The following is a 13,909-nucleotide window of genomic DNA, read 5'->3' as shown; positions in this document are numbered from 1 at the left end:
TCAGCCGCCTAATCTCTTATTTGATAGTGGTAACCTAGCCATTGCTTGAATTTCTTCACCACATGTAAGCTATGACGAAGCAGATCTCTGTCTGCTCGCTCCATCAGTTTGACGTTGATCTTGTTGCTGCTGTGCTGCTGAGAAAGCCTTTGGGCTAAGCGCCACTTAAAGAATTGTTTGAGAGCTTCACTGAGATTGTCTGCGGTGCTTTGCTCTAATACCTTCTTGCTGACCAGCTGCTCAATGCGTTCGAAGGTGTTGTTGACCGTGACACCATGCTCTAGGCAAAGCGCTCTCACACCATGCACGATTGGGAAAATACCGCCTTGTTTGATATCGAGCCCTGACTTGGATTGCTTCACATTGCCAAATAGGGTGAGGGGGACCGAGAAGTTCAACGCCGGGCGGCAGAACTCCGTCAGAATCAATTCTTGTCCGAGCATCAAATCGCTGAGGTGCTGCTTTACAGGTTTTAATAACTCTCTATTACCCGCTACTGCGTGTGCATCTGCCATGATCGCAATATCCATTACGGTGTCTGGCGTGGCTTTTTTTACCCAATGGGTGAGGGTCTGTTTCCACTCTTGTTCTGAATGTACCCATTTCGGATTGTTGACCATCACGTTGCCAGGGCACAGTGGGTAACCCAATTGTTGAAGGGTATGAGTGAGGTCGTTCATGGCACTTTGGCATTGATGCCACTCCAAACCATCTTGAATTATTAGCGCGTTGTCTTGATCGGTTTTGAGAATTTGTTCCCCACGGCCTTCGGACCCCAACACGATTAGGCAGCAATGATTATGCAGTGCCGGTGGGATCACCAACTCAAAAGCTTTCTCTATGATCTGTTCATTAACCGCAGAAATCAGCTCCATGATAAAGCGTGTGCGAATCCCGTTACTGAGCAAGCTCTCGACCAGTTGACGCTGTTTGTTAGAAGCCATTGCCAATTCTTCAACGCTGGTGGCGCGAGCAATACGCAAAGTGAGAACGTGAGAGTGAGTGGAGAATGCACTGAGGATCTGTGTCATATCCACCATGCCAACTGCATTTAGACCATCACAAACCATCAACCTTTTTACCCGATTTCTGGTCATGGTAATCATGGCGTTAAATAAGAAGTCGCCTTGATTTACGTGCATCACCGGAAACGTCGCGATCTTGCCGACGGGCGCATCCAGTGGGAAATTATCGAGCATCACAGCATGCAATAAATTGGTTCGAGTGACGATTCCATACGGTAAGTAACATGATGATTCCAAAGCTTTTGGATCATCATGTTCCAAATGAATCAGAGCTGAGTCCAACCCTCGTTCTTTAAGGGTTTGAGTGACTTGGTTGATAGGTTGGTTCGGTTCAAGTATCAGTGGTGGGTGATAGATAGAGTCATCCACTTTGGTCAATATGAACTCGGCTAGATTCTGCTGCTGTTGGGCGGCTTCGATCAGTGCTTTACGTGTTGATAGGTTGCTATCAAAGTAGGCGGCGAATTGGCCATTAGCGTGGTAAAGCTCGAGAAAAATCTCGGTGGGCAGCAGATAACTTAATGTATCTTCGAGCGCGATGTATTGGTGTTTGGTGTGAGGTTCAAACTGGCTTCGGACATCAAAAATATCGTCATTGGCATAGTGTGCGTAAATCTCGCCATCACTGCTCGCGCGCTCTTCAACCGCTCCTTTGATCAAAATGTGCAGGTGTCGGCTCGGCCTATCGGCTTCCAGGATTACTTCTTGAGAGCGGTAATACACCACGTCTAATGAAGAGCGCAGCTTCAACTGTTCGGTGTCGGACAGGCTATCGAAGGGTGGGTGCTGCATATTAAATTTATCAGGCATAAGCATCGAAACAAGTGGGAGTCTTTACTCAGTCTGACAAATTACCAGAGAAGCTCCAGACGACTTTAGTCTAAATGCGAATGTGGTTCTTGGCTGAAGCATGATCTTGATTGAAGTGTGAAATGACGATTGGGTTCAATATGGGAATGTTATCTTAGTAATAATTCCCTTTTTCATCGTATGCGACCTAGGCATAATTGGCGCTTCCTTGTTCCACACATTTTTATAGGTCGCCTATGTTTAGTCCTTCCCCTTATGGCTGGATATCCCAGTATTTTCTTGGTTTCTTTTTTGCCTATGGCGTTTATCTGCCATTTTGGGCGCTGTGGTTTGAAGACCAAGGCGTTTCTGCAGGGGACATTGGCGTATTAATTGGTGTGGGTTTGGCTACGCGTTGTGTTGCCAACTTTGTGATAACACCGCGTATCCATAAAGTTGAGCATTTAATACCAGCATTGCGTTGCCTCAGTTTTGTCGCGCTATTATTTGTTGGTTTCCATTTCTTTACTGGTGGTAGCTTTTTATTGATGCTGCTAGCAACGGTAATGTTCAACCTCTGCTATGGACCGATTATTCCGCTTTCTGATGCAATGGCGAACCATTACAGCCGTCTCAAGATGCTCGATTACGGACGTACACGTTTGTGGGGTTCAGTTGCATTTATTGCAGGTTCAACGGTGGTTGGTTATCTGGTGGCTGAATTTGGCACGGATATGATTTTGTATACTGCGCTGGCAGGAGTTTTGGTTTCTCTGTTGTTCGCGATGAGAAACCCGAACGTAATGCCGGTGACAGAATCAGAGCAAGTTGCTGAAAGACCTAAACTTGGTCAACTATTACGTGAATCGTCGGTAGTGAAGTTTCTTGCATTGATGGCACTGCTTCAAGGAAGCCACGCCGCGTATTACAGCTTTAGTGCGATTTACTGGAAAGAGGCGGGGCACTCTGAGGCGATCATCGGTTATCTGTGGAGCTTGGCTGTGGTTGCTGAGGTGGCTGTATTTGCTCTGAGCAAGCGATTGTTTGCTGGATTATCATTGCGCACTCTGTTTGTGATAGCTGGTATCGGGGTAATGGCTCGTTGGGGTATCACAGCATCAACGATTGCGATTCCAGTATTGATAGTGGCTCAGTTGCTGCACGGTGTGACATTCGCAATGGCTCATATTGCTGCGATTCAATACATTCAATCTGAAGAGCAAAACAAGATGGTGGCGCTGCAAGCTCTTTATAATGCGATCCCTCTTGGTGCTTTTATCGCACTGATGACGACCTTGAGTGGTTGGGGGTATGAACTGTGGGGTGCGAATATTTTCTGGGGCATGGCTGCTATGGGCGGATTAGCCTTATTCATTAAACTGGATGAAAGAAGTTCAGTGGTTGAGGTTAATCAAACAGCCTCAGCTCAATCTGATGCTCAGAATTAAAGCCCAAAGCACAGAATTTGAGCGATGCGATTGAGTTAATGACGTATCCTTAGTTAAATGAAACCTCTCCCTTATGGAGAGGTTTTTTTATGGATGAAGAAAGGGTTTTCAATGCAAGGATGGGTAGTAGTTCCAGTCTCTTTAGCCTACTTGGGCGTGTTATTTCTGATCGCTTGGTATGGAGACAGGCAGGTTCGTTGGCTATCGCGTTGGCGCCCGTGGATTTATAGCCTTTCTATCGCGGTGTATTGTACCTCGTGGACCTTCTATGGCACGGTCGGGCAGGCCAGTAATAACCCTTGGTCCTTTTTACCCATTTATCTCGCGCCTATTTTGGTGTTTACGCTAGGGTGGCGGATCTTAGCTCGGCTGATCCTAATTGCGAAGCGTGAACATATCACTTCAATTGCTGACTTTATCGCGGCTCGTTACGGAAAATCACAAGGATTGGCGGTTGCCGTAACCATTATTGCCGTCGTCGGTATTCTTCCTTATATCGCACTACAACTTCGTGGTATTACCATGGGCTTGGATATTGTCGCCCCTAACCTCGCGGCTGATTTTGGTTATCAGGATTATCATGTTTCTTGGTTTGTTGTTGGTGCTTTAGCTATTTTTACGATGCTGTTTGGTACTCGACACATCGACAACACAGAACATCACCGTGGCATGATGATGGCAGTGGCATTTGAATCTATTGTTAAGCTCGTGGCATTTTTAATTGTCGGTTTGTTTATCATTTATCTGGCGATGAGTAGCGATAAAATTGACCTGCTTGATGTTGCAGCTTCCACCTATGAATCGCCCAATATTCCGACCTTAATCATCCATACCGTTTTAACCATGCTGGCTATTGTTTGTTTACCTCGTCAGTTCCATACCATGGTGGTTGAGAACGAACGCCCGCAAGATTTGCATACGGCACGTTGGTTATTCCCAGTTTACCTTATCTTGATGGGGCTGTTCGTTCTGCCTATTGCTTGGGCAGGTCAGGGGTTACTCACTAACATGCCTGCCGATACCTATGTCATCAGTGTGCCAATGGCCGAAGGGGCTAATCATATTGCCCTGCTCGCTTTTCTGGGTGGTACTTCCGCTGCCAGTGGCATGGTGATTGTGTCGACCATCGCATTAGCGATCATGGTATCGAACGATTTGGTGATGCCGTTACTGTTGCGTCGTATGCGTCTAACCCAAAGAACCCATAAGCATTTTTCTGGTTTGTTATTGGTGATTCGTCGCGGATTGATCCTCCTACTTTTACTCGGCGCTTGGGTGTTTTATCAGGCACTTGATACGATTCATTCCTTGTCGGCGATTGGCTTTCTTTCGTTTGCTGCCATCGCGCAGTTTGCACCGGCATTGCTTGGTGGCTTGTATTGGCGGCCAGGGAATCGAAAGGGGGTTTATGTAGGTTTATTGGTAGGTTCAGTTATTTGGCTTATTACCTTGATGAGCCAAACCAGCATGTTGGCAGGTGATAGCGAGAGCAACCTATTGTTGTGGATTATTACGCCGCCAGAATTACTAAGTAGCTGGGATATCAGTAGCTCAAACTGGGGCATCGTATTGAGTATTGTGCTCAACACCCTGTGTTATGTCGTGGTTTCGATGATGACAAGACCAAGCCTAAGTGAGCGCTTACAATCAGCGGCATTTGTTGGTACACCGTTACCTGAGAATGAAAATATAAGCCTCTATCAGAGCCGTGTAACAGTGGCTGAATTGGAGATGCTCGCGTCTCGTTTTGTTGGTCGAAAACGAGCAAAAAGTGCCTTACACAGTTATTGGCAACAACACGGTCAACCGCTGCTTCCTAATCAACAAGCGCCTGCAAGCCTGATTCGACATGCAGAACGCGTGCTTGCGGGTGTGTTTGGTGCCTCTTCTGCTAAGTTAGTACTCACTTCTGCGTTGCAAGGCAGAAACATGCAACTTGAAGAGGTTGCAACTATTGTTGATGAAGCCTCTGAGCTATATGATTTTAGTCGTGGCTTACTGCAAGGTGCAATCGAGCATATTGGCCAAGGTATTGCGGTGGTGGATAAACAGATGCGCTTGGTAGCGTGGAATCAGCGTTATTTAGAACTGTTTGAATTTCCGGCCGGGTTGATTCAAGTAGGCCGACCGATTGCTGACGTTATTCGTCATAATGCTGAACAAGGTTTGTGTGGTCCGGGTGACCCAGAAGATCACGTTCGACGTCGTGTTTATCACCTTGAACAAGGCACCCGACATACCTCTTCTCGTATTCGTCCTGATGGCCGAGTCATTGAAGTGCAAGGTAACCCGATGCCAAGTGGTGGCTTTGTGATGAGCTTTACCGACATCACGGTGTTCAGACAAGCAGAGCAAGCGCTAAAAGATGCCAATGAAAGCTTGGAATCGAGAGTGCATGAGCGAACTCAAGAGCTCGAGAAACTGAATCATCGCTTGGTAAAAGCAACTCAGATTTCGGATCAAGAATCACAATCCAAGAGTCGTTTTCTTGCTGCGGTTAGCCACGATTTAATGCAACCACTGAATGCTGCTCGCTTGTTTGCTTCTTCGCTCTCTGAGGTAGCAAAAGAACAAGAGGTGAAGCAGCTTTCATCCCATATCGAAAGTGCACTGGGTGCTGCTGAAGACTTGATTGGTGATTTATTAGATATCTCTCGATTGGAGTCGGGAAAATTAGAAACCAATGTTCATGCTATTGCCGTGCATGATGTTCTTATCCATTTGAATGCTGAATTTAGTGCTTTGGCGACACAACAAAAAATCCAGTTCAAGATGATCCCTTCATCTCTGTTTATTCACTCTGACCCTAAGTTATTAAGACGTGTTATTCAGAACTTTTTGACTAACGCCTTTCGTTATAACCCTGAAGGGAAAGTGGTGCTTGGAGCGAGGCGAGTTAACGGCCAGGTGCGAATCGATGTATGGGATAACGGAACCGGTATCGATGAAGATAAGCAGCAGGAAATCTTCGAAGAGTTTACCCGTGGTAGCCAAGTTCGTGCCGATCAAGGCTTGGGGTTAGGGCTCGCGATTTCTAAAGGCATCGCTCATGTCTTGGGTCACCAAATATCAATGCGATCATGGCCAGGGCAAGGCAGTGTTTTTTCCATCACGTTAGCGAGAGCCGAACAGGTTGCTCCGGTTGTGCAAGTTTCGACACCAATGGCGACCAGTGATATCGAACACTTGAAAATATTGTGTGTCGATAATGAACGAGAAATATTAGTCGGTATGGAAAACCTGATTGGTCGTTGGGGCTGTGAGGTTAAGACGGCTGTTGATTTGGTTGAAAGCTTAAAGTGTTTAGACGATGAATGGCATCCAGATGTGATTTTCTCTGATTATCGTTTAGATAATGGCAGAACTGGACTTGAAGTCTTACAGCAGTGCCGCCTACGTCTTGGTGATTCTTTTGAGGGCGTCATTATTAGTGCGGACAGAACTGATGACATGTTGGCAGCGATAAAGGCCAATAGCTTTAGCTTTATTGCTAAGCCCGTGAAACCGCTAAAATTAAGAGCGGTTCTAAATCGGGTGAGTTAGTTAAGAATAATCAGCTCGAATTCCTAATTAATGAACGGATGTAAAAAAGGCCTCGTATGAGGCCTTTTTGTTTCAGTAAGGATCGTTAGTTCTTATTTTCTTGCTAACTAACTAACTAGCCTGCGATTCCACCCTGCGTCAGTGTGGTTGGATCAAGAAGCTTGCTGAGTTCTTCTCGGCTAAGGTCGGTTTCTCTTTCCGCAACATCAAGAATCGGTAAGCCTTCTTTGTAAGCCTTCTTGGCAATATCCGCCGCTTTGAGGTAACCAATTACAGGGTTTAGGGCTGTCACGAGAATTGGATTCTTTGACAGCGCCAAGTCGAGATTGTCTTGGCGTACCGTGAAGGTGGCAATCGCTTTGTCAGCTAATGCGACAGAGCTGTTTGCCAACAATTCAATACTTTCTAACGCGTTATGAGCAATCACCGGCAACATCACATTCAGTTGGAAGTTACCCGATTGTCCAGCCACCGTAATGGTGGTGTCATTGCCAATCACTTGTGCTGCCGCCATTGCAGCTGCCTCTGGAATCACAGGGTTTACTTTTCCGGGCATGATCGATGAACCTGGCTGTAGAGCCTGCAATTCAATTTCACCTAAGCCAGCCAGCGGTCCGGAGTTCATCCAACGAAGATCGTTTGAGATCTTCATGATCGCAACTGCTGCAGTTTTAAGCTGACCAGACAATGCAACGATCGCGTCTTGGCTGCTGAGGTTAAAAAAGAAGTTTTCACTCGAGGTAAAACTGATCTTTGTTGTTTGAGACAGGTTACTCGCAAATTTATCGGCAAAACGTGGGTCAGCATTTATCCCTGTACCGACTGCGGTTCCGCCTTGAGCTAAAGCCTTAATAGCTGGCAGGGTGTTCTCTATCGATTGCTTGGCGTGTTCAATTTGAAATTTCCAACCACCAAGTTCCTGTGCAAAGGTAATTGGCATTGCATCCATTAGGTGGGTACGACCGGTTTTTACTATTTCAGCAAGCTCTTGTTGCTTAACGGCAAGCGATTCAGAAAGGTGAGTTAATGCAGGTAACAGCTTATTTTCGACCATCAAAGCCACACTGACTTGAATTGCGGTTGGTACCACATCGTTACTACTTTGGCCCATGTTGACGTGATCATTAGGGTTCACGTCGCCTTGCAAGCTTCTTGAAGCTAATGTGGCAATCACTTCGTTGACGTTCATGTTAGAGCTGGTACCAGAACCCGTTTGGTAAACGTCAATAGGGAATTGCTCGAGGTGTTTACCCTCAATGATCTCTTGGCTGGCTTCGGCAATCGCGTTGGCAATATCACCTTCTAACAAGCCTAACTGAGCATTGGTATCGGCAGCGGCCTGCTTAATTAACGCCAGTGCTTGAATGAAATTGGTTGGCATCCTGTGGGAGCTAAACGCGAAGTTATCCGCGGCTCGCTGAGTTTGCGCTTGGTACAGCGCATCGGCAGGGACTTTAACTTCGCCCATGCTGTCTTTCTCAATCCGAAATTCTTGGGTCATGTTCTATCCTTGTTAGCCAAGTGGGGCTTGGACTTGTTGTAGTGTCTGGCTGATATTCAAAAAACGCGCTTGGCCGTGCGGTTGCTGGCGGTAGTGGCGTTTTAAATAAAATAGTGGCGAGTGAATAGAGTCTAGGCAGATATGACGAAAGGCGAAACTGTGGTCAGGAGACTCAATCGCTTCAATTAAATGAAAGAAAACTTGGCGCAGGTACAGTTCACACAACAAGATATTTTCTTGAGCGGCATGCTTTTCATAGTAAGCCGACAGCGTGAGTGCGCATTCGATATAGTCTCGAATCACAAACGGTTCGTTACCTTGAACTTGCTCTAATGAAGCAAAGCGATCCTGTGCTTTGTAAAATCTTGAATAGAGAACCTGCTGCTCTTTCATCATCATTTGCATCTCTTTAATGGATGTTAATGATAATTATTATCAAATGAAAGTTTAAAAACAACCCTTTCTTTAGTCTTTTTATAAAATAGCAGGGAAAAAGAAAAAGCCGATACATAAAGTATCGGCTTTCTTGAGTCAGTACCTAATCCCTACAATGTAAGTACTGATTCATTTTTTGCTAAACATCTTTGTTTAGTGGTCGTGAGCTTCACCAGCACCTTTCGGGTAACGAATGTTCTCAACCATCTCTTGTACATCTTCAGGAACTTCAGCGGTCACTTTGTTCACTGCAATTGATACTACAAAGTTTAGACACATACCTAGCGTACCGATGCCTTCTGGGCTGATACCAAACCACCAATTTTCCGGTGTGCTTGCTGCTGGGTTAATGAACTTGAAGTAGATGATGTAGCTTGCTGTGAAGGCAATACCTGACAACATACCTGCAATTGCGCCTTCCTTGTTCATCTTCTTGTAGAAGATACCTAGGATGATGGCAGGGAAGAAGGATGCTGCGGCTAAGCCGAAGGCAAAAGCTACTACCTGAGCTACGAAACCTGGTGGATTAATACCTAAGTAACCAGCACCGACAATCGCGACCATCGCTGCCAAACGAGCGGCTAATAGCTCCTGCTTGTCGGTCATGTTTGGTCTAAAGCCTTTCTTCAACAAGTCATGTGAAATCGACGTTGAGATGACCAATAGTAGACCTGCGGCTGTTGATAGTGCGGCTGCTAGGCCACCGGCTGCAAGTAGTGCTACAACCCAGTTAGGTAGTTTTGCTAGCTCTGGAGAAGCCAGTACGATGATGTCACGGTTAATCTTCATCTCGTTGCGTTCATCGCCCGAGTAGAACATTTTGCCATCGCCGTTCTTATCTTCCCAACCTACTAGGCCAGTGCTTTCCCAGTTTTTATACCAGCTTGGTGCGTCTACTGCTGCGACACCTTGCATGTCAGGACCGTTAATCGTTTCAATCATGTTTACACGAGCGAACGCTGCAACGCCGGGTGCTGTTGTGTATAGCAATGAGATGAACAGTAGTGCCCAACCCGCTGAGATACGAGCATCACGTACTTTGGGTACTGTGAAAAAGCGAATGATTACGTGTGGAAGACCCGCAGTACCGACCATTAGAGCTGCACAGATGAAGAATACATCTACCATGCTCTTGTTACCTTCGGTATAGGCGGTAAATCCGAGCTCCTCGGTTAGGCCATCCAGTTTATCAAGAAGGTAAACATCCGTGCCTGATAGCGTTGAACCCATACCAACTTGTGGAAGTGGGTTGCCCGTCATCATGATTGAGGTAAAGATTGCTGGAACAAGGAAGGCGAAAATGAGGACACAGAATTGAGCTACCTGCGTATAAGTGATGCCTTTCATGCCACCAAGCACTGCGTAGAAGAACACAATACCCATACCAATGATGATGCCTAGGTTAATATCAACTTCTAGGAAACGAGAGAATACAACGCCAACACCACGCATCTGGCCTGCAACGTACGTAAATGATACGAAGATTGCACAGAATACCGCTACCATACGTGCTGTTTTCGAGTAGTAACGTTCACCGATGAAATCAGGAACCGTAAACTGACCGAACTTACGTAGGTAAGGTGCTAAACATAGCGCAAGTAGTACGTAACCACCTGTCCAACCCATAAGGTAAACCGCACCGTCGTAACCAACGAATGAGATGATACCTGCCATTGAGATGAATGATGCTGCCGACATCCAGTCAGCGGCTGTTGCCATGCCGTTTGCTACTGGGTGTACGCCGCCGCCAGCAACGTAGAATTCACTGGTTGTTCCAGCGCGAGCCCAGATTGCGATGCCGATATATACTGCGAAAGTAATACCGACGAGAATAAACGTCCAAGTTTGAATATCCATGTTCTAGCCTCTAGTCTTCCTGTACGTTGTATTTTTTGTCCAGCTTATTCATGCGAACAACGTAAATAAATATCAACGCCACGAAGGTATAAATTGAACCTTGTTGAGCGAACCAAAAACCTAGCTTAAATCCGCCAAATTGAATGGTATTGAGGACATCCACAAATAAGATGCCAGCGCCGTAAGACACCACAAACCATATTGCGAGTAGTGTTCCCATTATTCCCAAGTTTTCCTTCCAGTAGGCTTGAGCATGTTCCGTAGATTCGAACGCCATTGCCTTCTCCTTTATTCCGTTTTCGTAGAAACCGTTTTTGTGAAACCGTTTTGTAAAATAGCGTGTTAACGTAATGTTACGATTTAGAATGTAGCAAGGATAAGTCAAGGGATCTGTGCAACTTTAGTCGGGATGGTATTAGCGCTAATGTACTGAAATATGGGAGCTAGGAGACATAACCATAGAAAAATGTGATGTTACAGTATTGTTAAATTAGCCAAAGGTCTAACAAAAAGGGATGAATTAGACTGCGAGTCATAAAATTTAACAACTAAATGACCGAGAAACGGTATTTAGCCCTGCTTATGACACGAAGCGAAACATAAGTTTGTTATAGTAACCACGGCACTTTCACCGACCGTGCCTTGCTAAACGGCAGAAGATCAACAAGCTAGTGGCAAAAGATCAACAGGCTTAAAGCTCGGATTTTATTCTTTGGGGGAACGAATTGGACGCAATAACCATTAACCACTTATTCTTGACTGGTGCCGTACTCATCGCCATCAGCGTGCTTTTCTCACAAGTGTCCTCTCGATTGGGCGTTCCTATTCTTTTGATCTTTTTGTTCGTTGGTATGTTAGCGGGTGAAGATGGACCCGGTAATATTCATTTCGATGATTACTCACTGACCTACTTGGTGAGTAACCTTGCGCTTGCCGTGATTCTGTTGGATGGCGGTATGCGAACCAAGGTGGCGAGCTTCAAGGTCGCTTTCTGGCCTTCGCTCTCGCTGGCGACGATAGGTGTCGCATGTACAGCAACCTTAACCGGATTAATGGCGGCTTGGCTGTTTGACTTGTCATTAATGCAGGGCATCTTGGTCGGGGCGATTGTTGGTTCAACCGATGCGGCAGCGGTATTCTCTTTGCTGAAAGGGCAGAGTCTCAATGAGCGTGTGGGTTCAACTCTAGAGATCGAATCAGGCACTAACGACCCAATGGCGGTCTTCCTGACGGTGACCTTAATTGCGCTGTTAGGTAACCCTGACGCTGAGATGGGAATGAACTTCCTACTGCAAAGCTTTGCGATGCAGTTTGGTATCGGTACTCTTGTTGGTATCGGCGGCGGCTGGGTTCTATGGAGCTTAATCAATCGAGTACAACTGGCTGATGGCCTTTATTCCATTCTGGTACTCAGTGGGGGCGTGGCTCTGTTTGCGTTCTCTAACATGCTTGGTGGTAGTGGCATATTATCGATTTACCTAGTCGGTCTGTTCATTGGTAATCGTCCAACGCGTTCTCGACACTCTATTCTTAATGTCTTAGACGGTATGACGTGGCTAAGTCAGATCGTGATGTTCTTGGTGTTGGGTTTATTGGTGACACCATCGACCTTAATGGACATTGCACTTCCTGCGTTAGCACTGGCTTTCGGTATGATTTTGTTTGCTCGTCCAGTGTCGGTTTGGTTGGGTTTGTTGCCGTTCAGAAGCTTTACCACCAAGGAGCGCTGGTTTGTCTCTTGGGTCGGTTTACGTGGTGCAGTTCCGATCATTTTGGCGGTTTTCCCGATGATGGCTGGCCTGCCAAATGCTCAGCTGTATTTCAATATCGCCTTCTTCGTGGTTATGGTTTCACTGATTGTTCAAGGCGGCAGCTTAATGAAAGTCGCAAGACTCGCTAAAGTGACTCTACCGCCAACGCCAACACCGATTTCTCGTACCGGTATCGAGATTTATCCGACCAGTGAATGGGAGATGTTTGTCTACAAGCTGAAAGAGGAAAAGTGGTGTGTCGGTGAACCGCTCAAGCGTTTATCGATGCCTGAAGGGACGCGCATCACTGCACTGTTTCGACAAGATGCCTTGCTTCACCCATCGGGCAGTACCATATTAGAGGCGAACGATATTCTCTGTGTGCTTGGTCAAGATAAAGACCTAGATAGCCTAAGTGAGCTCTTCAGTGAGGCACCTTTGGCAGAAGAAGCCGCTCGATTCTTTGGTGACTTCTTCTTAGATGTTGGGTTATCGGTCGCTGCGGTAAGCGATTGTTATGGTATTGAACTTGGCTCGGAAGAAGAGCGGGAAATGACGCTAAAACAATTGGTTGATCAAGAGCTTGGGGCACACCCGGTATTAGGTGACAGCTTTGAGTGGCATGACATCACTTGGGTGGTTGCAGAGATAGATGATCATAAAGTCGTCAAGCTGGGTTTATGTTTGCCTAAGACGACTTTAGAAGAGGATGTAAACGAAGCTTAATTGTGGATTTCTTGTAGCAAGATAACTGCTTGAGTTCGGTTTTTCACATCCAGTTTACGGAAGATGGCTGTCATATGCGCCTTGATGGTCGCTTCCGAAACATTCAATTCATACGCGATTTGCTTGTTCAGCAGGCCGTCCGATAGCATTCCTAACACTTTGTATTGTTGAGGCGTCAATGTGGAAAGCTTTTCTGCCAGGTCGCTACAGGCTGCATTGTTGGTGATCAGCCCTTCAGGGAAGAACGGATCTCCATTCAGCACTTGATTGAGTGCGCTGACCAATTCACGCATATCACTCGACTTAGGAATAAAGCCAAAGGCACCGTGGCTCTTCACCTGAGTGACAACGCTGGCATCCTCGCTGGCAGAGATCACCACAATCGGTAAATCTGGGTATTCAGCACGCAGTTGAATTAAGCCTGACATCCCGTTTGCTCCCGGCATCTTAAGGTCGAGAAGCAACAGGTCGGGTTCATATTCTTTCTTTAGCAGAGTCAGTAAGGCATCGAGGGAATCAGCCTCAAGCAGGTTCGCACCGCTGATCGCCATATGAACTGACTGAAACAGGGCGTTGCGAAAGAGAGGGTGGTCATCAGCAATGATGATGGTATAGGTCGAGTCCATGACGTTCATACTTTTAACAATTTAGTTAATATTTATTATCATCCTGATTGAGTATGTGGACAATATCTATGCATTAAAAGTCTGAACCATATCGACTTTTACCCCCGGAATAAGAAAGCGTTACTCGGAATAGCAAAAAAGCCGCACTGTCATCTCGTTACGGAGGGACAGTGCGGCTTTCGTTGAGGCAGATATTCCGGTGAATATT

The 13,909-nt window shown here is 46.2% G+C and carries 9 protein-coding genes; 3 read left to right on the top strand and 6 right to left on the bottom strand.

Features of this window, described 5'->3' with window-relative positions:
• Positions 1-8: 8 nt before the first annotated feature.
• Positions 9-1,841, bottom strand: a complete 1,833-nt coding sequence (locus L3V36_RS16900) for a DUF294 nucleotidyltransferase-like domain-containing protein (protein ID WP_102447474.1) — start codon at positions 1,839-1,841, stop codon at positions 9-11.
• A gap of 230 nt (positions 1,842-2,071) precedes the next feature.
• Here L3V36_RS16900 and L3V36_RS16895 point away from each other — a divergent pair, with 230 nt between their 5' ends.
• Together L3V36_RS16895 and L3V36_RS16890 are read left to right on the top strand one after the other, a co-directional pair.
• Positions 2,072-3,262, top strand: a complete 1,191-nt coding sequence (locus L3V36_RS16895; protein ID WP_102447473.1) for a 3-phenylpropionate MFS transporter — start codon at positions 2,072-2,074, stop codon at positions 3,260-3,262.
• 111 nt (positions 3,263-3,373) lie between these two features.
• A complete protein-coding gene (locus L3V36_RS16890) occupies positions 3,374-6,805 on the top strand; it encodes a PAS domain-containing hybrid sensor histidine kinase/response regulator (protein WP_102447479.1) in 3,432 nt (1,143 codons plus the stop codon).
• A 115-nt stretch (positions 6,806-6,920) separates the two neighbouring features.
• Here L3V36_RS16890 and L3V36_RS16885 read toward each other — a convergent pair whose 3' ends face one another.
• From L3V36_RS16885 to L3V36_RS16870, 4 genes are all read right to left on the bottom strand, one after another.
• Positions 6,921-8,306, bottom strand: coding sequence for a class II fumarate hydratase (locus L3V36_RS16885; protein WP_102447472.1), 1,386 nt, complete (start codon positions 8,304-8,306; stop codon positions 6,921-6,923).
• A gap of 12 nt (positions 8,307-8,318) precedes the next feature.
• On the bottom strand, positions 8,319-8,705 hold the full coding sequence (locus L3V36_RS16880) for a hypothetical protein (protein ID WP_004729728.1): 387 nt from the start codon (positions 8,703-8,705) through the stop codon (positions 8,319-8,321).
• A gap of 189 nt (positions 8,706-8,894) precedes the next feature.
• Positions 8,895-10,598 (bottom strand): sodium:solute symporter family protein, encoded by a 1,704-nt coding sequence (locus L3V36_RS16875; RefSeq protein WP_102447471.1) that lies wholly within the window; start codon positions 10,596-10,598, stop codon positions 8,895-8,897.
• A 10-nt stretch (positions 10,599-10,608) separates the two neighbouring features.
• On the bottom strand, positions 10,609-10,875 hold the full coding sequence (locus L3V36_RS16870) for a DUF4212 domain-containing protein (protein ID WP_004729726.1): 267 nt from the start codon (positions 10,873-10,875) through the stop codon (positions 10,609-10,611).
• Between the two features lie 448 nt (positions 10,876-11,323).
• Here L3V36_RS16870 and L3V36_RS16865 point away from each other — a divergent pair, with 448 nt between their 5' ends.
• Positions 11,324-13,075: a potassium/proton antiporter gene (locus L3V36_RS16865; RefSeq protein WP_054542675.1), complete on the top strand. Its 1,752-nt coding sequence runs from the start codon at positions 11,324-11,326 to the stop codon at positions 13,073-13,075.
• Here the strand turns inward: L3V36_RS16865 and L3V36_RS16860 are convergent.
• Entirely contained in the window at positions 13,072-13,701 is a 630-nt protein-coding gene (locus L3V36_RS16860) for a response regulator transcription factor (RefSeq protein ID WP_102447470.1), read from the bottom strand. The two genes, L3V36_RS16865 and L3V36_RS16860, sit on opposite strands and share 4 nt — an antisense overlap.
• Between the last annotated feature and the right edge of the window lie 208 nt (positions 13,702-13,909).

The organism is Vibrio sp. G-C-1 (genome assembly GCF_021728015.1).
In the GTDB taxonomy this organism is placed as follows: domain Bacteria; phylum Pseudomonadota; class Gammaproteobacteria; order Enterobacterales; family Vibrionaceae; genus Vibrio; species Vibrio splendidus.
The sequence above is the reverse complement of the archived record's forward strand: the minus strand, read 5'-3'. Positions and strand labels throughout refer to the sequence as shown.

Excerpts from the sequence above, each read along its gene's own strand:
- L3V36_RS16900 (WP_102447474.1), bottom strand. The coding sequence starts at position 1,841 with ATGCTTATGCCTGATAAATTTAATATGCAGCACCCACCCTTCGATAGC.
- L3V36_RS16895 (WP_102447473.1), top strand. The coding sequence starts at position 2,072 with ATGTTTAGTCCTTCCCCTTATGGCTGGATATCCCAGTATTTTCTTGGT.
- L3V36_RS16890 (WP_102447479.1), top strand. The coding sequence starts at position 3,374 with ATGCAAGGATGGGTAGTAGTTCCAGTCTCTTTAGCCTACTTGGGCGTG.
- L3V36_RS16885 (WP_102447472.1), bottom strand. The coding sequence starts at position 8,306 with ATGACCCAAGAATTTCGGATTGAGAAAGACAGCATGGGCGAAGTTAAA.
- L3V36_RS16880 (WP_004729728.1), bottom strand. The coding sequence starts at position 8,705 with ATGATGATGAAAGAGCAGCAGGTTCTCTATTCAAGATTTTACAAAGCA.
- L3V36_RS16875 (WP_102447471.1), bottom strand. The coding sequence starts at position 10,598 with ATGGATATTCAAACTTGGACGTTTATTCTCGTCGGTATTACTTTCGCA.
- L3V36_RS16870 (WP_004729726.1), bottom strand. The coding sequence starts at position 10,875 with ATGGCGTTCGAATCTACGGAACATGCTCAAGCCTACTGGAAGGAAAAC.
- L3V36_RS16860 (WP_102447470.1), bottom strand. The coding sequence starts at position 13,701 with ATGGACTCGACCTATACCATCATCATTGCTGATGACCACCCTCTCTTT.